Source organism: Agathobaculum massiliense, from assembly GCF_900291975.1.
In the GTDB taxonomy this organism is placed as follows: domain Bacteria; phylum Bacillota; class Clostridia; order Oscillospirales; family Butyricicoccaceae; genus Agathobaculum; species Agathobaculum ammoniilyticum.
Window position 1 is genome coordinate 2,283,973 of record NZ_OMPN01000001.1, and the last position, 23,130, is coordinate 2,307,102.

A 23,130-nucleotide genomic window follows, 5' to 3' on the forward strand; every position below is an offset into this window, starting at 1 on the left:
GAAGACGCTATGGAGCGTAAGCTTTACGACAACTACCTGGCGATATTGAAAAGCGAGTTGATGGTCGCGCTGGGCTGCACCGAACCAATCGCAATCGCCTATGCCGCAGCACGGGCACGTGAAACGCTGGGGAGTGAGCCGGCAGAATGCGTTGTGCGCTGCAGTGGAAATATTGTCAAGAACGTGATGGGCGTGACGGTCCCGAATTCAGGGGGGATGCGCGGGATAGACGTAGCGGCTGTGCTGGGTGTCGTAGGTGGGGATGCATCGCGTGAATTGCAGGTGCTGGAATCCGTGCGGCCAGAGCATATTGAAAGGACAAAGGCTTTGCTGCGGGCGGGTTTTTGCACCTGTACACTGGCCGAAGGGGTAGAAAATCTATATGTTGAAGTCCGGTTGACTGATACGGAGGGACATTGGGCGTCGGTGGAAGTAAAAGACCGGCATAATCATATCACGCAAATCTGCAAGGACGGTGACATCTTATTTTCTGATGGAGCGCTTCAACAAGATAGCGAACAGGCCGGAGATAAATCGCTTCTTACCGTAAAAAATATTCTGGAGTTTGCGGACACAGTCCGATTTGCAGATATCGAGGAGATAATCGGAAGGCAGGTGGAATGCAACACCGCGATTTCTCAAGAGGGGCTTAAAGGAAGCTATGGTGCACAAACTGGCCGTGTGCTGCTGGAGACGGGAAGAGCGGACCTACATACGAGAGCGAAAGCGGCAGCGGCAGCGGGTAGCGATGCACGCATGAGTGGATGTCCCTTACCAGTAGTAATTAACTCTGGGAGCGGAAACCAAGGTATCACAATTACTATGCCGCTGGTGGAATATGCCAAAGCCTATAGTATTGGTAAGGAGCGCCTGTACCGCTCTCTGGCGGCGGCTAATTTGATTGCAATCCATCAGAAAAAGTATATTGGAAGTCTATCCGCCTATTGTGGAGCGGTCAGTGCAGCCTGTGGAGCAGGGGCTGGGATTGCTTATATGCTTGGTGGGTCATATGAACTGGTATCGTGGACGATCACAAATACGATTGCAACGATTGGCGGCATGGTGTGTGACGGTGCGAAATCCTCCTGTGCGACAAAAATCGCCTCTGCGGTAGAGTGTGCGCTGCTTGGCCTTGATATGGCCAAAAAGGGGCATGTATTTCAACCGGGAGAAGGTATTGTAAAAGATACAGTTGAGAAAACAATAGAGAGTATGGGACGTGTAGGACGCGTGGGTATGCACGAAACCGACATTGAAATACTCCATATTATGATGGGGAAATAAATACAACAGATATATGGAAAAGACCGGATGCTTGCGCTTCCGGTCTTTTCCATGTGTAAGTATTGTCGGTAAAAAAGGTGCGCAAAAGTTTGAAATAGGTCGGGGAAAAAAGAGACGTTATCAACACCAGAAAAACAGGTGCCCTTAGTTTGGCGAAGACTAAAGGCGGTAGCGGAAATTAAGAAGGGTTCAGGTAGATTATATCAAAGACTAAGTCTGCGAGAAATATCACGGAGGGCGGGATAAAGTTTTCAGACGGTACAGAAATATTGCATATCAGGAAAACTTGAGCGTAAAGGAACTGTATGGACAAAAGGCTGGGAGGGGACAGAAAGCTGACTCGAAAACATCGTCACACAGTGATGCAGATCTATTGCCGTCTGGTGGATGAGTGAGGAATACAGAGCCAAAGCTCGCAACTCGTGCAGATCGAACATCTAAAATACGTCCTGAGGTGGCGAGACTGCAGCCCATGCGATTGGTATGGCGTATGGATGCAGGGCTGGTATTTTCATCAGCACAGGGTCTCCATACAGGGGGGAATATTATTGTGTGGATAGCCCTCTTCAGATATCAGTGCGGCAAGTAAAACGCCATGTTTCACCGCGGGATATGCCAGTGAGTCTGCTTGTGGATGGTTAAGTATCCATTCAAAGTTATCATTGAAATATCCTGCTCTTGTGTGAACTCCTGAAATTTGCTCCTTTTTTAGTCTTTTTTCAGAATCTGAAGAGTAGTTTTATCCGCATACAGGACTTCCGCCTGCATAAGTCTGCGGTGCATTTCATCGCAGATTGGTGCCCACCGGTCATCCGTTGCGCGAAGTATCCAGATGGTCATGGTTTGCCGCGAAAAACTAATATTAGAACTATTTGGATCCTGCTCTTGGCGATAAAGAGGGGATGCCCTTACAAACTTCTGCACCATGATATGATCAATCGCTTCCGGCGAAGAAAAGCGGCTCAGTATCACGGCTGAAATCTTCTTCTTTTTCATGCTCGGCGTTTCCGTTGACTCAACCCTATATTCCTAGAAAGCGTTTGTAGACAAAATATTGGTGTTCTAAGAAAAGCAGAGACGCCTCCTCTGCCTTTTTGCTTATTTATGGTTGCTTTTTTTTATTATTTTCGCAATTTCCACTTGAAGAATTGACATAAGGGACAGGCACGCCACAATTAACCATTGAGTGCCATCCAACCTGGTCAGTTGGAACGAACTTTGAAGCGTAGGCACAAATAGAATACACGCCATCAGAATTGCAGAGGCAACAAAGGAAAGGATCAGCCAGGGATTGATTCCCTCGTCTCGCACCCAAATCGGCTCTGTGTTTGAGCGCTGGTTAAAAGCTCGCAGCATCTGTGAAAATGCCAGCACAGAGAAAGCCATTGTCTGGCCGGTCACATGACTACCTATGCTTGCACCAATCCAGTAAGCACAGATGGTCATAGCCGCCACAAAGATACCCTGTGTAATAACACGGCGCACCAGATCTTTTTCAAACAAAGTGCCTGATTTTACCGGCTTATGATTCATAATATTTTTGCTGGCCGGATCAATGCCCAGTGCCAATGCAGGCAATGTAGCTGTGGCGAGGTTTACCCACAAAATGTGTACGGCCAGAAGCGGTGCAGCCCAGTTAAACAGGGTTGCAATAAACAAAGTCAGGATTTCCGCTATATTACCGACCAGTAGGAACTGAATCACCTTTTGGATATTGCGGTAAACACGACGACCTTCCTTGATGGCACAAGCGATGGTGGTAAAGCTGTCATCCAGCAAGATCATGTCAGCGGCATCTTTTGCCACGTCTGTGCCGGTGACACCCATTGCTACTCCTATATCTGCTGCTTTCAGGGCAGGAGAATCGTTGACGCCATCGCCTGTCATAGCCACTACTTCACCGGAGCGTTTCAAACTCTGGATGATACGGAGTTTATCCGAAGGGGATACACGGGCGAATACAGTTGTTGTTTTCACCGCATCGTCTAATTCATCATCCGTCATCGCATCCAGATCCTCAACGGATATGACCGTATTACCTTTCCGGTAAATATCTAATTCCTTTGCAATGGTAAGAGCAGTCGCCTTGTGGTCGCCGGTGATCATAATTGTTCGGATACCTGCTCGTCGGCAGATGCGCACAGAGTCGGCTACCTCTTTGCGAGGGGGGTCAATCATTCCGGCCACGCCGATAAAGGTCATGTCAAACTCTACACTTTCGTCGTCATCAGACGGCAGTATTGGGAGTATTCGCATGGCAAAACCAAGCACACGCAGTGCATTTTTCGACATGGAAAGACAAAGTCCTGCTATGTTATCCCGATCGGCTTCTGTAATAAAACGTACACCCTCTGATGTGAGAATATGTGTGCATAGTGGGAGCATTTCATCCACTGCGCCCTTAGTATAAGAGGTCCACTTTCCATTGATGCGGTGAACCGTGGTCATTCTTTTTCGTTCTGAATCAAACGGTTGCTCAAATACACGAGGATATTTATCCTCAAGCTCTTCATGATCGATTCCGAATGCCCGCGCCATATAAATCAGCGCACCTTCGGTAGGGTCGCCGATGACCGCTCCCTTTCTGCCCGGGTCAATACTGGCATCGTTGCAGAGCGCTGATGCATAAACCAATTCCCTATATACTTCGGGATGCTGTTTTGCAACACTTTCAACTGGAGTGGTTGTGCCGGTTTCAAAATCCCCGTTGACTGCAATATGAGTTACCGTCATTTTATTGAGGGTAAGAGTACCGGTTTTATCAGAACAAATGACAGTGGCGTTGCCAAGAGTTTCTACTGCGGGTAATTTGCGAATCAATGCATTTTGCTTCGCCATACGTTGTACGCCTAAAGCCATCACAATAGTAGCTGTGGCAGGCAAGCCTTCTGGAATGATGGAAATCGCCAATGAAATTGCAAGAAGAAACTGTGGAATCAACGGACGGTGATAAAAAGTGCCGATAGCGAAAATCAGGGTGCAGATAATTAGGCCAACAACAGTCAAGGTCTTACCAACCGCATTTAGCTTGCGTTTTAAGGGCGTATCCATATCGTCCTGATTGTCCAGCAGACCGGCAATATTACCCACCTCAGTATCCATGCCGGTGGCTACTACAACTCCAGCCGCTCGCCCGTATGTGACAATGGAGGAGGCGTACGCCATATTGCTGCGGTCCCCCAAGGGACAGACTTCTGGCAGTATGTTTTCCGCATCCTTCTCGGAGGGTACAGACTCCCCTGTCAAAGAAGCCTCCTGAACCTTTAAGTTTGCAGAATCAATCAAGCGCAGATCCGCCGGAACCATATCTCCATCGCCAAGTATTACAATGTCACCCACTACCAGTTCGCTGGCGGAAATGACGCTCTCTTCGCCTTGACGTAATACACGGGCTGTGGGGGTGCTCATATTGCGCAGTGCTTCCAGAGAGGATTGCGCTTTCTTTTCCTGCACAATGCCGATGATGGCGTTGAAAATAACAATGGTAAAGATTACAGCCGCCTCCGTCCACTCCTGTAAGATTGCGGAAAAAGCAGCCGCGCCGATGAGGATAAGTACCATCGGGTCAAGGATTTGCGCTTTCAGCATTTGCGGGATTGTTTTTGGCGGTTTCGAGCACAGCTCATTGCGCCCATTTTTTCTTAACCTTTCGACAGCCTCGGCATCAGCCAATCCCTTCTCGGAGGTATGTAGAGCCTGATAGACCTCCGTAAGTTTCAGTGTGTGCCAAGGTGTCTGCCTGTGTCGATCCATAAAGGATCAATCACTCCTTTCTTTGATAAAATTGATATTCTGACCGCCTTTCAGCGGTGATCAGCAAACAGAAATACAAAAAGGCATAGCCTGCTATCTAACGATTAGACGCAGGTTATGCCTATATTAACGATATTCAGTTTACAGCAAATATTACTTCGGTCAGCGTCGCTACTGTCGGCGTCGTCCATGATAGTTCTTTCAATCCTTTTTTTCAATCTTTCAAAAGTATACAAGAGGATATTCAATAAGTCAAGAGCTGAATTGATGATTTGCTGTAAATACTTTCCACCTCGAAAATAAAACATTTCAATATATAGCGCACAAAGAAATTTTCAGAGGATTTGAAATTAAAAATACCACAGGGGATATTAAAATGCCGACACTGCCAGCGCTTACAGAATCAATGGCCTAACATTCATTATCTTCCTTTGCCTCTGCCTGTAATCCGATGCTTTATTTGCCGCTACTACAATATTGCCGGCAAAAGCATGATCGCCGTCATGCGGGCTTTGTGAGAGATGGTGCCCCCTCCCTTTGAGGTGGGACACACAGATGTTGAGTTGTACGAACTGTCCGAACTGCTGTGGGAACTGGACGGCGAAAATCGCATACTGATGGAGACTGCGGGGAACTGCCATTTGCCGGTTGCCAGCCTCCTTTACCATTCCGAGTTTTACGGTTCCGTGGTGAACGCCATGCTGATGCATGGCTACGGGAGTAACAGTCTACGGCGGGCCAAGACCGACAAGAAAGACGCGATCAAGCTGGCCAATTACGGTCTTGACCACTGGCTGGCGATGCCCAGTACATCCCAGAGGATGAGATACGGCTCATGCTGAAAACCACATACCGACAGTACCAGCAATGTGCCAAGGTGCAGACCATGCTCAAAAACAACCGGATTTCCTTGCTCGCCACCGCTTTCCCTGATGCAAACCGCCTGTTTATCAGCCCTGTCAGGGCGAATGGCAGCGAGAAATGGATAGGCTTTGTAGCTGCTTTCCCGCATTGTGAGTGTGTCTGTGGGTTAACCAAAAAGGCTTTTACAGCCAAGTACCAGAGGTGGTGCAACAAACACGGTTACAACTTCAGCCAGGATAAGGCGCTGGACAGTTATACCTCCGCCTGTGGACATTTCAGTGTCATGCCCAAGGCCAATACGACCAGGCTCCTGATAGAGCAGGCGGTGTTCCAACTCTGGGCTGTATCCACTGCACTGGCTGCGCTCAGAAATGCAGTCTCTGGCGGCATCGCTGCCGGAGTACTCCATTGTGATGGGGATGTTCGGTGTTGTGATCCGGCTCTCGGCTCCAGCTTATGGCGGAGATCGGCGCTGTGCGCCGTTTCCACTCCAAGAAAGCGTTGGTGGCCTTCGCGGGCATCGACGCCCCTCCATACCAGTCCGGCCAGATGGAAGTCCGTAGCCGCAGCATCTCCAAACGGGGTTCCTCCGCTCTGCGCAGAACATTGTTCCTGGTGATGAGCGTGATTTTCCAGCGTTCCTCCGCCGATGAGCCGGTGTACCAATTCATGGATAAGAAACGTGCTGAGGGAAAGCCCTATCGTGTTTACATGATGGCCTCCGCCAACAAATTCCTGCGCATTTACTACGCCACTGTGAAAAAGCATCTGGATAGTCTCGAAGCCTGATCTTATCCTGAACCTGTCCATTCTGGGCCAGAGTCAAAATTTCCGGTGGCTTGGTTTTCTGTGTCCTTTTTGCCGCACCTAAAAATAGCGGTTCATTTCAATTCGGTTCTTGACATTCGTGCCCATATAGAATCAACAGGTGCTGCCTGCTTTAACTTTTTCGTGCTCATTTGCTTAACTTTCTATTTAACAAACACAGTATATGGCGGGGCAAATACAACTGGCGAAGTATTAGCGGCAAATGCAGATAAAAATAAAGTCGTCTTTGTATGGTCATCAAACAGTTTAGAAAGTTCTGCAACCGTCATTAATGGAACAGCCGAAACAACCATTAAAAATGCTGAATATGCTTCGGGCATACATCGCTGTTACTGATAATAAAGTTCTTATCGCATACGCCAATAATAATAATTCCTTCTATGGCACAACCACCATCCTTGAAGTATTCGGCAACCAAATCGCAGGCTCGTTCCTGAACAACTCCAAAGACGCAATAGCCCTTGAATCCGGCGAGGACGGCGAAACCATCAAAACCGGCTTTGGCGGGTACTGCACATGCGAGGGCATAACCGCAGGACAGATGATCGATTCAGAGGGAGTAACAGCGTATAGCCCGCTGGATGAGTGGCTGGAAATCAAAGACCCGTGGGCGAGAGGGTATGTGACGGGAGAATATACAGGCGACGGTACAACAAAAGCAACTATTGATGTAGGATTTAAGCCCGCGATGGTTGCGATTTATAGCGCTTATAACGAAACTTCGGATTTGGCTAAATTGTCCCAATTCGTGATTTTCCCAGAGCAAACAGCAATTCGATCACCGTTTAGTGCGAGCGTTAGCTATTCGATTAGTTTGGCCTGGTCTGATACAGGCGTTACTCTTACTGGCACACTCAATGGCACTACGATGCCAAATGCAAACGAAAAGCTATACAAATACATTGCAATGAAGAAATGGGGTGTTGAATGATGCTCATTGTAAATGAAGTTACCAGACAGATGCGCACCCTCCACCACGGACAAGCACCGAATGGGTGGCTGTCCCTGTCAGTCTTGAACCCTGTGCGCGTATTACTGCCCGTACTGCGAGTTGGCGATTGAGGACGGCGCGCTGGTGGATATTACGCCGACCGCCCGACCTCCTGAACCGGAGCCGGAACCGACGCAGGAAGAGCAACTCCGCGCGGACGTGGATTTTATCGCGGCTATGACGGGGTGGAGCTATGACAGTATTTGAAATGGCGTGACAATATAAAAACACAGGCGAAAGCTGAAAAGGAAAGTATGATGTACAAGAACCTGCTGATTGAAAACGGGTTCCTGCAGGGCTGACCAGGAAGGAGGTGACGGGGCGGGTCAAACCGCCCCACTTGCCTATGGAAAACCAATGAACAAACAATCCGCACGAGTGCATCACGCTTGCCCGCGTGGAAGCGTTGGAAAAGCGGATGGACAGGGCGGGCGACACGCACAAGGAGTTCTTTGACCGTATCCGCGCATTGGAGCAGGACAGCGCGGTACAGGAGGAACGGTATAACACCATTATTGAGAAACTGGATAGCCTGACCGCTACCGTCGCGGAGGTTACAAGTAAGCCTGCAAGACGGTGGGAAAGCATTGTGGACAAGTCGGTACGGGCAGTTCTGGCGGCAGTAATCGCATTCCTGCTTGCAAGAATTGGACTTTGAAAGGAGCGTACTTATGGAAAGTTTGGGATTTACGGCGATTCCGGCAATCATGGTAATTTGCTATCTGATCGCACAGACCGTAAAGGCTACGGCGCTTGACAACAAGTGGCTGCCGATTATCTGCGGCATTTCCGGCGCGGTGCTGGGAATTGCAGCGATGCGGATTATGCCGGAGTATGGCGCAAACGACCCGCTGACGGCAATTGCAATCGGCATTGTGTCCGGCCTTGCGGCGACGGGTGTAAACCAGATTGTCAAACAGCTCGGACAGAAATAAAAAAGCCGCCCGATGGCGGCAAATTGACATAGCGCGGCGTGCGATGGTATAATATGTCGGGCGCTGTCGTTCCCAGCGGCGGGCGGTTGGCCACTCTCCTGTAAAAGGGAGGTGGTGCTTATGGGCATAAAACTCTTCCGAGTTTTGATATGTGCAATCTTATTGCTACATATTTTGACCATAAACGCGAAATAACCGCCCCATCGACCAAAATGTAGCGGTTATTTCATAACTTCCTCATTCAGGGTCAACCGCTCGTCGGCAACGCCCCTTTTATAGATATTATACCATAAGCCCCGCCAGTGTCAAGGTGGGGCTTTTTATTGTACATTGAAACTGAGGGGGAGCGGCACGGGCAGAACGAGCGGAGGGTTCAGCGGGGGAGGCGGAGCGATTTCCCCGCTGCCCGCGGTTCGGGGGACGACGAGGGCGCAGCGGCAGGCAGATTTGGACCAGCTGACCGCAAACAGCGTCGCATGGCATTTCGCGGACGACGCGCAGAAACAGGCGCTTTTTGAAGCGAACAACGCAATCCGTCAAAAATACAACCTTGCCTATCTGCCTGGAACTGGCGAAACCTATAATAACGCCGGCGTGAACCTCTCCGCTCCGGTCGCGGAGGAGGTGCGGACGCAGCAGAGCTATAACGCGCAAACCCCGCTTTCGGTATTAGGGCATAACACCATGGCGGGCGTTGCGGGAATCAACAGGGGATTTTACTCTACGCTTGATTTCCTGCTTCCGGATGTAATCACGCCGGAATTTGTGCAGGACAAGATTGATGCGGCAAAGCAGACGAACGAGGATATTCAGGAAAAGGTGCGCCGGTACAACTACGAGCGCGGCGGGAAAATCGGAGGCGCGATAGGCGACCTGTACCAGAGCGCGCTCGGGATGATCCCGCAGGCGGTCATCGCGGTAATGTCGGGCGGCACAAGCGCGGCGGCGCAGGGAGGCAGCACGCTGGCCGGAGCTGCGGACGACATTGTTTCCAACATCACGCGGCAGCTTACGAAGAACGCGGGATACATGAGCAGCTTTGCGTCCACGGTGGGGACGGACTACGAGAGGGCGAAAGCGGCCGGAGCATCGGACGCGGAGGCCGCGTTTTCGGCCATCCTCTCTTCGGCCGCTACCGCCGGAATAGAAACCATGGGTGGCATTGACGTTCCGCAGGGCAGCGCGTCCAGACTGCGGAATGCGCTGAATACAGCGCTTGAGGAGGGCTCCGAGGAAGTCCTGCAGGACCTGGCACAGTCGATTGTTGAGAAAGGGACGTACAGTCCGGACAAGGCATGGGCGGGAGAAAACGGCGTGTTTGATCTGGGGCGCGCGCTCCAGAATTTCGGCGCGGGCGCTATCCTTGGCGGCGGCTTTGGCGCGGTGAGAACGCCGGTGCGCCCGCAAATACAAGGCGCACAAGCCGCGATCCGGCCGAACATCCAGCAGGCACCCGTGGATGCAAGCGCGGCTCCGGTAAGGGCGGGTAAGGCGACAACGATACAAAGCCCGTACACAGGGAAAATGCCGCAGAACGCCGGCGCGGAAGCGCAGACGCGCCCGCTGCAGATCGGCAAAGCCGACGTGGAGGGCGCACAGCAGGCGATCTTTGCCAGCCAGCAGGGCGGCACGTTTGCACGGACGATGAAAAGCGTTTTGCAGAACATATTCCAGCAGAACGGCGGCGCGCGGACGGTAACGGTAAAAGGCGTGACGTTCGACGGACAGCCGTATGATGTAACATTAAATCCGAATATTGCCGGAAAAGTGGCCTCTGATCCGCGAATGACATCTGAAAAATTGGCCGTTTTCAATATGATAGATCAGTTGGTGGCAAATGGTAAATATGTCGGAAGCGGAAATTATAATAAAAACAGGTCAAAAGCAGGGGATGTCACTCGGTACGACTATTTTGAAACGCCATTAACTATCGATAATCAACCTTTTATTACAACTTTTGATGTGGAGGTTCATCGAGATAGAAACAATTTCCGAACTTATCGAGTAATAGACGAAATAGACCTGAAACAAGTGGATGCTGTACACCAGTCATTCCCTGGCAGCGGAGTCCAAACAAGTTCAGGTCTATCTGATAATAGTATATCCCAAACAAACGGAAATAGCAATACCCCCGCTGCACAAAATGACCCTATCCGTCCCATCATCCAGCCCGCGCAGGGCGTATCACCTGATTCGTCGGTGGGGGCGGCTGCGGCAAACTTTGACCCATATACCCGCATGGCAAACGAATACGGGACGATAGCGCAGGGCGAAGCGCCGCGGGCGCGCGAGGTCGATGTTCCCCAATCGACGGACGGGAGCGACCGAGTGCGCCGGTTCGCGCGCACGGCGATGGAGGCGCAGGCCACGCCGGAGCAGATGATACCGGAGTTTGAAAAGAACGTGGCAAACGGCCTGTTCTCCTACAATCCGCGCAGCGATAAGAGCAGCCTGGACGCTGCGGCGCGCACCATCGCCCAAAAAGGCTACGACGGCGCGCTGGCGCAATGGGAGGATGTAACGAGCGGGCGGCGCACGGCGGGAAAGGACGACATTGTTCTGGCGCAGGTGCTGTATTCCGAAGCGGCGGCGGCAGGCGATACGCGGCTTGCCATGCAGCTTGCGGCAGAGATCGCGGCCGAGGGAACGAGGGCAGGACAGAGCGTGCAGGCGCTCCGCCTGCTCAAGCGCACCACAAGCGAGGGGAAGCTGTACTACATCCAGAAAGCGGTCAACAACATTCAGGAGGGGCTGAACCAGAAACGGGGCGGCAAAGCGCCGCAGATCACCATTGACGAAGCGCTTGCACAAGGGCTTCTGGATGCGAAAACAGACGCAGATGCAAACGCGGCGATGGACGCGATATACAACGACGTTGCCGCACAGATACCGGCGACCCTTGGGGACCGGCTGAATGCATGGCGGTATTTTGCGATGCTGGGCAACCCGCGCACGCACATCCGAAATGTAGTCGGGAACATTGTCTATCAAATCCCGACCCGCGCCAGCAACAAGGTCAGCGCAACGCTCCAAAAGGCTTTTGTAAAGGACCCGAACCAGCGCACGCGCTCCCTGACGCGGAACAGCGCGGCAAAGGAATTTGCGAAAGCGGACTATGCGGAAATGAAAGGCGTGATCTCGGGGGACGCTTATACCTCCGAAATGTCCGAGGTACAGCGCAGGCAAAAGATATTCCCCAAGCCCCTGCAGGCGGTAATGGACACGGCAAACAAAGCGCTGGACGTGGAGGATCAGATTTTCAAGCGCATGACCTACATCAACAGCATGGCCGATTTTCTGACCGCGCGCGGCATCGACCCGAGCAGGGGGAATGTGCCGGCCGATATTTTGGAGCAGGCGCGGACGCACGCAATACAGGACGCGAAGCGGGCGACCTTTCAGGACGCTTCCGCGCTGGCCGACGCGATTGCGCGCATCGAAAACAAAAACAAGGCGACCAGGCTGGCGATCGGCGGCCTGCTCCCGTTCAAGCGCACGCCGATCAATATTGCAAAGCGCGGCTTCGAGCTTTCTCCGGCTGGGTTGATAAAGGGACTGACCTATGACCTTGGGCAGGTGAGAAAGGGGACCATGACCGCGACGGATGCGATCGACCATATTTCGCAGGGGCTGACGGGTACGTCGCTGGCGCTGGTGGGTTACTTCCTTGCGTCCAACGGCCTGCTTTCCGCGAGCAGTCCGGAGAACGATAAGGAGCGCAATTTTGAGGCGGCGCAGGGCTCGCAGGAATATGCGCTGAATATCGGGCCGTATTCCTATACGATCGACTGGGCGGCCCCCGCGGCGCTCCCGATGTTTGTCGGCGCGGAATTTTACAACGCACTGACACAGAAGTACGACGACGGGGAGCAGGTGTTCAAGCAGGCGACCGATGCGCTTTCCCGTCTGTTCGAGCCGATGATCAACATGACGATGCTTTCCGGCATCAGCAGCACGATCGAAAGCGCAACCTACAGCCAGACAAACCCGCTCTTTGCGATTGCCGGAAACATAGCGCAGAACTATGCGGGGCAGGTCGTCCCGACGCTGTCCGGCCAGATCGCGCGCACGATAGACGACACGCGGCGCACGACCTATGCGGATAAAGACAACTGGGTTCCTGACAGCGTGCAGACGTTTTTGCAGCGCCAGGCGAATAAAATCCCCGGCCTGTCACAGAACCAGCCGGCGTATACGGATGTATGGGGCAGGCCGGACAAGACGGAAAACTGGGTGCTGCGGGCGTTCGAGAACTTCCTTTCGCCTGGGTACATCGGGAACAGGTCCGCTTCCGGCGCAGAAAACGCGCTGCGGGAACTGTACAATGCGACAGGGGATTCCGCAGTGCTGCCGAGCAAGCCGCAAAAGAGCTATAAGGTCAATGGCGAGGAGCATAATTTTACTGCCGAACAGTGGCTGAAATATTCCAACCGTCGGGGACAGGCATCATTCGATATGTTGAACAAGATTGTTGATACGGATGCATACCAGAATATGAGCAATCAGGATAAAAAGGATCTGGTATCGAAAGTATATGACTATGCCGATGCGATGGGCAGGATGGATACGATCGACGGCTATCAGCTTGAGGGCTGGATCGCAGGCGCGAAAGATGCGGAGCAGAATGGCGTGCCATCATGGGCGTATACCCTTTACCAAACGCAAAAATCTATTTCGGACGCAAAGGCAGAAACCGACAAGAGTATCAAAAAATATGACTATATGACGGATATTGTCAGCGAGATCATGTCGGACGATAATCTGAACGACAGTCAGAAGCAGAAAACCATACAGAACCTTGTGATAAACGGCATCAGCGACAATCAGGAAGAAAAGTATGCCGCAATTGCGGACAAAGTACCGGCAGCGGATTATGCGCGCGCTTATTATGAGTTCCAACGGATAGAGGACAACAATCCCGATCTGGGGGCAGGCGAACAGAATGCCCTGAAGCGTGACTACCTGATGCAGAGCGGGCTTTCCGCAGAGCAGAAACACCTGATCGATGAGAACATCATTAACGACGGGATGTATATTCCGAAAGACCTCGATGTGGACTACTCCAACCCGACGAGTTTTATCCTTACGCAAATGAGCGACGCGGCGCAGCGGAAATTCAGCCGATTCGGCATGTCCGCAGAAGATTACCGGAAGGTTTACCCGATCGCAACAGCGCAAGGGAAAAAGGCGCAGGTGATTGCAAATTTGCAGGCGGCAGGGATGACATACTCCGAGGCGGCCAGATTTTACCGGCTTGTAAAAAAGAAACGTAAATTTCAAGGTTAAAGTTACCAAAGTTTCAAAAAAATTATATATATCTTTTTGACTATCTTTTTATATCTTCTTAAATGTCCGCAAAGCCTTATTTTATCGGCTCTACGGGCATTTTACTTTTGTGGTAAACCTCACATATCTAGGTCTATCTTCTTATATTTCCGCTATCAAACGTGGTTAAAATCGTGGTAAATACTTCTTATGCAATTAGACGCTGAACCTCTGATTTTGCAGTATCTATGGACGCATGAGCGTACCAGTTCATTGTGATACTGATGTTTGAGTGCCCCATGATATACTGTAAATCTTTTGGGTTCATGTTCTTGCTTGCCAACCTTGTGCAGAACGTATGTCGTAGCGTATGCGGTGTGATATGTGGCAAAGGATTGTCCTTGTGGTGTTTGTTGTATTTCTTTACCATACGGACAAATAAGGCATTATAATCAATGGCAACTTTCGGCTTGCCTTTGTGATTGACAAATAAGAAGTTGCTCCGTCCGTCTATCACAAATGGTTCTGCCTTTGGGCGTTTCTTCATAACCCGTTGAAAAGCCTGTATCGTTTCTCTGCTTAATGGCACTTGCCTTATTCCGCTTTTCGTCTTAGGCGTTTTAATGTAATAGCCTTGTTCCTTGCTCTTTAGTAACTGGTGGTCGATAATCACAACTTCATTCTTGAAATCAATATCGGCTACTGTCAATCCGCACAGTTCCGAGATACGAAGTCCTGTTTTTAACAGTATCAGCACATCATCATAATACTTATGATACACGTTGTCCGTCTTGATGAATGATAATAAGGATTGATGTAATCAATCTTAACGGATAAATTTTTGTGTGTAGTTATAGTGCATTGCTCCTTTCGTATGCCCCCGTTTTTTTGCGGGGTAAAAATCGTGTTTTGTCCTTTATTTATCACAGTTTCTAGGTACTATGACATGTATGCGCAGTGCGGTGTTACATATACGCCCTTTACGAGCGCCTAAAGGCGTTCCCTTTCTTCCTGTGTCTGTTCCGTTCTTAACGCTCACGAGCCTTGAGAGGCTCGTGGCTAAACGAAACAGCCCCAGTCAGAAACCCTATTTTTAGTCTGATAGTCCATGCTCATTCATGCTATCAAAGTGAAAACATCTCTTATATATGCTTACTCAAGTGTGTGATTGACCCTAGCGTGCTTAATCACTCTGTCTGATAAGATAATAACGCCACTAGAATTACTTGTCAAGAAGTTTCGATTGACTTTTCGATATATATTAAGTATGATATGCTTATAAATGACAATAAAAGCAACGAAAGGAGCGGTTATACTAAGTTATGGAGTATTATGAAAAGAAAATCAGTTTCTTAGGAGAAAACATACAAATCATAAGAAAACACAGGGGAATGAAACAACAGGAACTTGCCAATAAAATCGGTATCAATATGCAGAGCCTTTCCAAGATTGAACGAGGTGTGAATTATCCTACCTTTGATACATTGGAAAAGATAATGGACGTGCTGGGAGTAACACCGAATGAATTATTGTCGGGGGAATGGAAATATATTGACCACACCGAGCCATATATCATGGACGTTATCAAACGAGAACAGGATTTTAATGTTTCCTTAGATTATTTGTCTGAAAATGAATTTTTCAATGACGAAAAAGAATGTAGATTTTACATGGAAACTACATTGATTAGATACATTAGCAATTATCTTTCTAGTGAGGTAGTAGAGTTGGAAAAACTTATGGAAATCAAGCAGTTGATACAGCGTCAGAAATTGGAACGCATGATGAAAGTACATAAGGAAATGCGAGGGTTAGACCGATACAGAGAACAGCCCAAAGAGTATAAATATCACGACCCTTATGATGATTGGATATTCCGTCAGCTTGCAGATATAGACAACAGAAACAACATTCCCAACACTTCGCCACAATTAGATTTTAATGAAACGGACTATGAAGATTATCTAAAAGAGAAATGGAATAGAGGACTTTAATTTTCCTCTTGCATGAAAGATACAGCAAACAAAAAGCCCAATCAAGAGTGCAAAGCACCACCAATGGTGGTAAGGCTCTTTACAGGGTTCTTTCTTTTCTGTGGTGGGTAATCAAGCGAAAAATGAAGAAGTGTTTTGTCATGCTTTATATTTTTATCCCGACTTTGATAATTCAGATTGTGAAAATGATTAAATACAGAAAAGCTAAATAACACGATTTATATTAGCATCACTTTAATGATAAATTAGTTAGAGTGGTGCCTTATTTTTTTCTCTGTACAATCACTTAAATAGGTGCTATAGTAATGGGTAGATAGTATTCGAACAGAAACTATACCACATATTTTTTATTTTTAAACCATGAGGATTATATCAGTTTGAACGAGACCTCATCCATGCAGATTTTCATGATTGTCACTTCCCAGAAAGGAGTGATCGATATGAGAGCAGGATTTATCGGAGCGGGGAAAGTAGGATTTTCCCTTGGAAAATACCTGAAGGAAAACGGCGTAGAGATTACGGGTTACTTCAGCAAATCACCGGAATCAGCTAAATCAGCAGCAGATTTTACTAACACAAAACTATATAAGAGTATAGAGAATATCTTAAGTGACAGTGATACCCTGTTTATTACTGTGCCTGATGGACAGATAAGCAAAGTATGGGATTATATGAAGAATCTGGATATTAAAAATAAAAATATTTGTCATTGCAGCGGTTCGATTTCATCAACCGTTTTTTTTGATGGTGAAAACCTCGGTGCAAATATCTATTCGGTACATCCCCTATATGCAATAAGTGATAAGTGCGAATCATGGAAACACTTGAATAAGGCTTATTTTACTGTGGAGGGTTCGGCAGAGAATCTAGATGAGATTAAGAGTATCTTTGAGCGAGCAGGAAATAAGGTAATCGCAATGGGAGCGGAAAATAAATCTCTTTACCACTGCGGTGCAGTAGTTGTAAGCAATCTCGTAAACGGACTTTTTCAAGTGGGGGCTGAAATGCTTGTAAAATGCGGCTTTGATAAAAAAGATGCAAAGAAAGCCTTAGTGCCTTTGTTTACTGGAAATGCCGACACATTGGCAGAAAAAGGGGTTGCGGCTGCCCTCACAGGTCCTGTTGAGCGAAATGATTTGTCGACTATCACAAAACACATTGAAGCTATTAAGGCAGCATGGATAAACGAGTCTGAGGAAAAGGTGGGATATGAGATGATATATCTTTTGCTTTCAGAAAAGCTTCTCAGTATTGCACAGGAAAAACATTTAGACAGTGACTATTTGAAGATGACGGAGGTAATTAAAAATGAAAAACACAGTATCCACTTTTAAAGAACAGAAGGTTAAGGGCGATAAGATTACAATGCTGACAGCCTATGACTATTCGACAGCTAAATTGATGGATCAGTCAGGTATTAACGGTATTCTCGTTGGAGATTCTCTTGGCATGGTTATGCTCGGATACGAAAATACTTTGCCGGTAACAATGGAAGATATGATTCACCATACAAGAGCAGTTACAAGAGGTGCCAAAGATGCCTTAGTAGTTGGAGATATGCCGTTTATGTCATATCAAGTTTCAGTTGAAGAGGCCATGTATAACGCAGGAAGACTTATGAAAGAAGGAAGATGTCAAGCAGTAAAGCTAGAAGGTGGAGCCTCTGTTTGTCCACAGATTAAAGCTATTACAGCTGCTTCAATTCCTGTTATGGCACATATTGGACTTACACCTCAGTCAGTGAACGTTTTTGGAGGCTTTAAAGTTCAGGGAAAAAGTGAAGAGGGAGCAAAGAAACTCATTGAAGAGGCAAAAGCTGTTGAAGAAGCAGGAGCATTTGCGATTGTTTTGGAATGCGTACCTGCAAAATTAGCGGAAATTATTTCTGAAAGCATTAATATTCCTACAATAGGAATAGGTGCAGGATCTGGCTGCGATGGACAGATTCTCGTTTATCAGGACATGCTTGGAATGGTCTCTGACTTTACACCTAAATTCGTAAAACAATTCGCAAAGGTAGGAGATGTAATGAAAGAAGCCTTTGCTGCATATATAGAAGAAACTAAACAGGGAAGCTTTCCAGCACCTGAACACACATTTAAAATTTCAGAAGATGTAATTAACAAGTTATATTAGGAGATAGAACGATGAAAATAGTAAAAACCGTAGATGAAGTGAGAGTTATAGTCAAAGAATGGAAGAAAGAAGGTCTTACAGTAGGTCTTGTTCCTACTATGGGATTTTTGCACGAAGGACATAAGAGTTTAATTACAAGGGCTGTTTCAGAAAACGATAGAGTTGTTGTCAGTGATTTTGTAAATCCGACTCAATTTGGAGTAGGGGAAGATTTGGAAAGCTATCCGAGGGATTTGGAAAGGGATACTATGCTATGTGAGGAGGCAGGTGCTAATTTAATATTTAATCCTGAGCCGGAAAATATGTATTTTGACGATTTTTCAACATATGTAAACATAGAAAGTCTTTCAGAGGAACTTTGTGGAAAATCACGACCAATACATTTCAGGGGTGTAGGCACAGTAGTATCTAAACTTTTTAATATTGTAAATCCCGACAGAGCTTACTTTGGTCAAAAGGATGCACAGCAGCTTGCGATTATAAAAAGAATGGTTAGAGATTTGAACTTTGATATCGAAATTGTGGGCTGCCCTATAGTTAGAGAAGAGGATGGTCTTGCAAAGAGTTCAAGAAATACATATCTAAGCAAAGATGAGAGAAAGGCGGCACTAATTTTAAGCAAAGCAGTTAAGCTCGGAGAAGATATGGCAAAAGCAGGAGAAAAAGATACAGATAAAATTGTATCAGAAATGATTAAGCTTATTGAAACTGAGCCTATGGCGAAAATAGATTATGTTCAGGCTGTAGACGCTGTTTCAGTTAAACCGGTCAAGGAGATGACAGCACCAGTACTAGTTGCCATGGCAGTTTATATCGGCAAAACCAGATTGATTGACAACTTTATTTACGAAGGTTAAACGGGGGTTAAATATGACATTTGAAATGTTAAAGGGGAAGATACACAGAGCTACAGTAGTTCAAGCAGAACTTGATTATGTAGGAAGCATCACTGTAGACGAAGACTTACTTGACAGTGCCGGAATTTTGGAGTATGAAAAGGTAAGTATCGTAGATATAAATAATGGGAACAGATTTGAGACATACACAATTGCAGGAGAAAGAGGCAGCGGAATGATATGTCTCAATGGAGCTGCTGCAAGATGTGTTCAGACAGGTGATAAGATAATCATAATGTGCTATGCACAGATGACTCCAGAAGAGGTAAAGAAAAATCCACCTAAAGTAGTATTTGTAGATGAGGATAACAAAATATCAAGAGTCGCAAGATACGAAAAACATGGTAAGCTATAAGACATGTAATTTGCAAATAAAAAAGGGCATTTCGGTAATTAAAAAATGTAAAAGGTGAAGAATATGTCATCTGCCCTCGTTGTGAGCAAGAAGTTTATAAAGAAGTAATAATTTATCCATTTTGTAACTTTGGCATAATGGCATGGCTTGAAGGAGAAAATGATGAAAATAGCAAACCAGTGAAAGATAAATCTAAGTAAAATCTCAGCTTAACAATTTAATATCTATATTTACAAAGCAGTTGGTCTTATGATTGACTGCTTTTAAAAAGACACCGTTTAGGTGTGAGGTCTTTTTAGTGTTATTTATAGTCATATCAAGGCTCGTTTAATTATGGTAAATTCGTGGTAAAATGAGTGCTTTTCTATACTTCAAAATATTTGAAAGTATAGTGTTTATACGGATAATCAAAAATTAGATATAAAATTTATCTGAAATAATTATTTATTTTGCATGATACTATCATGCTGAAAAAACGCGGGTGCAGATGAAAACCAGACGCTATGATAGAAATGCAGGCATGGGAAACAGGGGCAGCCCTCCCAGACTGTCCCTAACGCCAATATAGGCCGTTATATCAAAGCCGGTCCATGAAGAACCGGAACAGCATATTCGCTGTTTTCCAGTTCAGAATCCTGCGCGGATAGTTGTTAATCCACTCCTCAATCTCCGCTACCTGCTTCTGCGTCACCTTGGACAGGTCTGTCCCCTTGGGCAGATGGCGGCGGATCAGCTTATTTGCGTTCTCGTTGCTGCCGCGCTCGCAACTGCGATGGGCGTGACAGTAGTAGACCTTAGTCCGTGCCTTGCGCTTGCGCAGCGCGGACTTTTCCATGCCGAGAAAGTCGGAAAATTCCATGCCATTGTCCACCGTGATCGTCCGGAACACCTTGGAGAATTTCTCAGCCCCCATGCTGCGCTCCAACACATTCAGGGCACGGACTACGCTGGCGGCGGTGCGGTCGCGCATGAGCATGATGATCTCCTTGCGGGTCAGCCGTTCGGTCAGCACAAGCAGCGTCGGCGTGAGCTTTGCCTTTTTGGACTTCGAGGTATAGACCGTATCCATTTCCCAATGCCCGAAAGAGTTGCGGAGGTCAACTTCCGCAGGACGGTGCTCAATGCTGGTGCCAGCAGACGCGCGCTTCTGCTTCTTGTTTTTCTTGCCGCCCCTTATCCGGTAGCCTTTCTGGAACGGCAGATGCTTTGGCAAAATATTCAGTACGCTGCCCTTGATGTAACTGTAAAGCGTGACCGTGGAAATGGAAGCCGTGTACGGCTTGCCGCTTGCGCGGACCGCTGCAAGTGCCGCAGCGGGAGAAAAGTGCTTTTTCACGATCAGCGTTTCAAGGTCATTTGCGAGCTTGAAGTCGTTTCCAATTTTCAGCTGGGGGCCTTTTGCCGCCAGATTTTCACGGCAGCGGCGCTCCGCCTGCTCAGGCGAGTACCGCACTTCCGTGGTGAGGTCGGAGTTGGTATGGACATACTGCCCGCGCTTCAGTTCCTTCACAATGGTCACATGGCTGCACCCAATGACGCCCGCAATTTCCCGCGTTGTTGCGCCGCGCAGCCGCATCCGTTCTATAATCAGCCGGTGGTCCCATTTCAGGTGCTGCCCCTTATGCCACCGCCGCATTGAATTCCCCTTTTTGTTGTGCTTCACTATGTATCCCTCCACGGTATGTTGCGTATTCAGGATTATAGCATAAAAACAACAAAAACGCTTTATCGCTTTAATAGATTATATTGCGAAAATACAATGAAATTCTTGTGAAGAATTACAAAAGGAAAAAAACGGCCGCTACCTTGACAGCCCCTGTATTATCTGATGTAATAGCAGCAGGAACTAAAAAAAGAACAAGGGAATGTGATGATGATGCAGAAAAAAAGGAACATACCGGAGATGCTGCCCGGATACTATTTTGTGTATGAGCTGCGCCCAGATCAGGCATACGGCGTCAGCGGGATAGAGGTCGCTGTGCAGTATGTAAAAGACCCCGCAAACGGGAATATGCTCGGGGACGTTTGGATCAGGAACCTGGACACGCGCCCAGACATGAAAATCCTTGCCGCATATATCAGCACGGAGCGCGGCAGCACGCGCAGGGAGACAGAACTGAAACTGCTGCGTGAAGTGGAGCAGTCTGAGGAGTTTGCCGAAGCATTGGAAACCTATACGCAGATGCTTGGGGCGCTGCCGCTGTATGACGGGTAAGCCCCCTCCAGAATACCAGTTGAATACCGTCAACGCACCGGAAAACCGGTGCGTTTCTTTTTTGCCCGCAGGCTGGAAGTTATCACACACTGTGTATGATAACGCCGTAATTTTGTGAACATTTTGTAAACAATGAAGAAAACCACCCTGACACACCCCCCTTATAGAGCTATATATAGAGGCTTTTTTACCGGCGCACTTTTTGGAAGCCTCTGCTGCACCTTGAAAACCGAACAGCATGGGCGTGCTCCTGAGAAGCAAGCACCGGGTAGTTGCAGACCGTTAGAGGATAGGAAGAGCAACAGCGGGCGATGGCGGCTGAACACCATCGCAAAAAAATCCAAAGACAACGGAGGTGAACAGGGTGACAACCAATGAACAGCTGCACCGGATAGACAGCGATATTGCCCGGTATCAGGGGAAGGTCAAAGCGCTGCAAAATAAAATCGTGCAGCTTGGGGAAAAGAAAAAGAAACTGCAGGAGCGTGCGCTGTTGGAGCAGCTGAGCGAGCTTGCGCCGGACTATGCACAGGCGGAGCAGCTGCTGGTGCGGCTGAAAGCGGAGCAGAAAAGGAACAGCATGACAGACAGGGACGGCGGTGAGAGCCATGACGGCGTCGGACAGCAGGATCACAGATGAGCAGCTGGAGCAGGCGCGCGGCGTGGACCTGTTATCGTTTTTGCAGCAGTACCAGCCCGGCGAACTGAAACGGGTCGGGCAGTCCTGGACGCTGCGTTCGCATGACAGTATGCGCATCTCAGCGGACGGGCGGTGGAACTGGTTTTCACAGGGCGTCGGCGGCGGCGACGCGATCAGCTATCTTGAAAAAGTGCATGGCATGACCTTTCAGGAAGCGGTGCGGACGCTGGCGGGCAATGCATACCATACGCATCCCGGGACAGCCCCGGCAGCGCGCGAACCGCCGCCGCGTACACCGTTCGAACTGCCGCAGAAAAACAGGGACAGCCGCCGTGCGTTTGCATATTTGTGTGCGCGCGGCATAGACCCAGGGATCATCAGCCACTGCATGAAGCACGGGCTGATCTACGAGGACGCAGCGCATCACAACGCTGTGTTCGTAGGGCATGACGAAGCAGGCACAGCGCGGTATGCAATGCTGCGCAGCACAGCATCAAACTCCGGTTTCAAAATTGAACAGGCCGGCAGTGATAAAAGCTGCGGTTTCTGCATGAAAGGCAGCGGGCAGACACTCTATGTCTGCGAAGCCGCGATAGACGCGCTCTCGGTCGCAACGCTGCGTAAGCTGGGCGGCAGGGACTGGCAGAAAGATAGCTATCTGTCTTTGGGCGGCGTTACCGCATCCGAAGAAATACTGCCGCCCGCGTTGGAACGGCAGCTGAAGAATTTCCCTTTTAAGTGGGTCGTCCTTGCGCTGGACAACGACGATAAGGGGCGGCAGGCGTCGCAGAATATTTTCAGGCTGCTCAAAGAGCGGCGTCCGGAAATTGAACTGAAAGTCTGCGTGCCGCAGGAAAAGGATTTCAACGACCAGCTCCGCATTAAGCGCCAGCAGAACGAACAGCCGCCGCCTTCGCGCGCGGAGCGCGAAATTGCTTTACCTAACTAAAAACTTGTGCATTCGCAAGCATAGC

At 48.4% G+C, this 23,130-nt stretch carries 17 protein-coding genes and 2 pseudogenes; 15 read left to right on the forward strand and 4 right to left on the reverse strand.

Features of this window, described 5'->3' with window-relative positions; genetic code table 11:
- Window positions 1-9 precede the first annotated feature (9 nt).
- Window positions 10-1,284, forward strand: coding sequence for an L-cysteine desulfidase family protein (locus DBQ51_RS11715; protein WP_107631645.1), 1,275 nt, complete (start codon window positions 10-12; stop codon window positions 1,282-1,284).
- Window positions 1,285-1,992: 708 nt separating this feature from the next.
- On the opposite strand, the gene DBQ51_RS11720 is transcribed toward DBQ51_RS11715, so the two are convergent.
- Both DBQ51_RS11720 and DBQ51_RS11725 read right to left on the reverse strand, forming a co-directional pair.
- Window positions 1,993-2,280 (reverse strand): IS66 family transposase, encoded by a 288-nt coding sequence (locus DBQ51_RS11720; RefSeq protein WP_107631646.1) that lies wholly within the window; start codon window positions 2,278-2,280, stop codon window positions 1,993-1,995.
- A gap of 102 nt (window positions 2,281-2,382) precedes the next feature.
- Window positions 2,383-5,037 (reverse strand): cation-translocating P-type ATPase, encoded by a 2,655-nt coding sequence (locus DBQ51_RS11725; RefSeq protein WP_107631647.1) that lies wholly within the window; start codon window positions 5,035-5,037, stop codon window positions 2,383-2,385.
- Window positions 5,038-5,528: 491 nt separating this feature from the next.
- Between DBQ51_RS11725 and DBQ51_RS11730 the strand changes: the two are divergent.
- The 6 genes and pseudogenes from DBQ51_RS11730 (at window position 5,529) to DBQ51_RS11750 (ending at window position 13,941) form a co-directional block, all read left to right on the forward strand.
- Window positions 5,529-6,690, forward strand: a pseudogene (locus DBQ51_RS11730) (IS110 family RNA-guided transposase).
- A 310-nt stretch (window positions 6,691-7,000) separates the two neighbouring features.
- Entirely contained in the window at window positions 7,001-7,660 is a 660-nt protein-coding gene (locus DBQ51_RS11735; RefSeq protein WP_107631648.1) for a hypothetical protein, read from the forward strand.
- A gap of 144 nt (window positions 7,661-7,804) precedes the next feature.
- Entirely contained in the window at window positions 7,805-7,927 is a 123-nt protein-coding gene (locus tag DBQ51_RS17375) for a hypothetical protein (protein WP_256435243.1), read from the forward strand.
- 190 nt (window positions 7,928-8,117) lie between these two features.
- Window positions 8,118-8,378 (forward strand): hypothetical protein, encoded by a 261-nt coding sequence (locus DBQ51_RS11740; protein ID WP_242977917.1) that lies wholly within the window; start codon window positions 8,118-8,120, stop codon window positions 8,376-8,378.
- A 13-nt stretch (window positions 8,379-8,391) separates the two neighbouring features.
- Window positions 8,392-8,655, forward strand: a complete 264-nt coding sequence (locus DBQ51_RS11745) for a phage holin family protein (RefSeq protein WP_054326343.1) — start codon at window positions 8,392-8,394, stop codon at window positions 8,653-8,655.
- 330 nt (window positions 8,656-8,985) lie between these two features.
- Complete coding sequence (locus DBQ51_RS11750) at window positions 8,986-13,941, forward strand: LPD3 domain-containing protein (RefSeq protein ID WP_159068167.1); 4,956 nt, start codon at window positions 8,986-8,988, stop codon at window positions 13,939-13,941.
- 187 nt (window positions 13,942-14,128) lie between these two features.
- Here the strand turns inward: DBQ51_RS11750 and DBQ51_RS11760 are convergent.
- Window positions 14,129-14,734, reverse strand: a pseudogene (locus DBQ51_RS11760) (site-specific integrase); the annotation flags it as partial.
- Window positions 14,735-15,242: 508 nt separating this feature from the next.
- Between DBQ51_RS11760 and DBQ51_RS11770 the strand changes: the two are divergent.
- From DBQ51_RS11770 to panD, 5 genes are all read left to right on the forward strand, one after another.
- Complete coding sequence (locus tag DBQ51_RS11770) at window positions 15,243-15,914, forward strand: helix-turn-helix domain-containing protein (protein ID WP_107631652.1); 672 nt, start codon at window positions 15,243-15,245, stop codon at window positions 15,912-15,914.
- 440 nt (window positions 15,915-16,354) lie between these two features.
- Window positions 16,355-17,248: a Rossmann-like and DUF2520 domain-containing protein gene (locus tag DBQ51_RS11780; RefSeq protein WP_009306604.1), complete on the forward strand. Its 894-nt coding sequence runs from the start codon at window positions 16,355-16,357 to the stop codon at window positions 17,246-17,248.
- On the forward strand, window positions 17,223-18,050 hold the full coding sequence (panB, locus tag DBQ51_RS11785; protein ID WP_004847068.1) for a 3-methyl-2-oxobutanoate hydroxymethyltransferase: 828 nt from the start codon (window positions 17,223-17,225) through the stop codon (window positions 18,048-18,050). The genes DBQ51_RS11780 and panB overlap by 26 nt, the downstream gene beginning before the upstream one ends.
- Window positions 18,051-18,061: 11 nt before the next feature.
- A complete protein-coding gene (gene panC, locus DBQ51_RS11790) occupies window positions 18,062-18,907 on the forward strand; it encodes a pantoate--beta-alanine ligase (protein ID WP_004847070.1) in 846 nt (281 codons plus the stop codon).
- 13 nt (window positions 18,908-18,920) lie between these two features.
- A complete protein-coding gene (panD, locus tag DBQ51_RS11795) occupies window positions 18,921-19,301 on the forward strand; it encodes an aspartate 1-decarboxylase (RefSeq protein ID WP_004847071.1) in 381 nt (126 codons plus the stop codon).
- A 577-nt stretch (window positions 19,302-19,878) separates the two neighbouring features.
- Here the strand turns inward: panD and DBQ51_RS11800 are convergent.
- The gene (locus DBQ51_RS11800; protein ID WP_054327258.1) at window positions 19,879-20,937 is read right to left on the reverse strand and encodes an IS30 family transposase; all 1,059 of its coding nucleotides are present in this window, start codon (window positions 20,935-20,937) and stop codon (window positions 19,879-19,881) included.
- 234 nt (window positions 20,938-21,171) lie between these two features.
- On the opposite strand from DBQ51_RS11800, the gene DBQ51_RS11805 reads away from it, so the two are divergent.
- The 3 genes from DBQ51_RS11805 to DBQ51_RS11810 all read left to right on the forward strand — a co-directional run bounded on the left by DBQ51_RS11805 (window position 21,172) and on the right by DBQ51_RS11810 (window position 23,105).
- The gene (locus DBQ51_RS11805; protein WP_152959444.1) at window positions 21,172-21,516 is read left to right on the forward strand and encodes a hypothetical protein; all 345 of its coding nucleotides are present in this window, start codon (window positions 21,172-21,174) and stop codon (window positions 21,514-21,516) included.
- Window positions 21,517-21,880: 364 nt separating this feature from the next.
- Complete coding sequence (locus tag DBQ51_RS16615; protein WP_054327203.1) at window positions 21,881-22,156, forward strand: hypothetical protein; 276 nt, start codon at window positions 21,881-21,883, stop codon at window positions 22,154-22,156.
- Complete coding sequence (locus DBQ51_RS11810) at window positions 22,125-23,105, forward strand: DUF3991 and toprim domain-containing protein (protein ID WP_054327204.1); 981 nt, start codon at window positions 22,125-22,127, stop codon at window positions 23,103-23,105. The genes DBQ51_RS16615 and DBQ51_RS11810 overlap by 32 nt, the downstream gene beginning before the upstream one ends.
- Window positions 23,106-23,130: the final 25 nt, after the last annotated feature.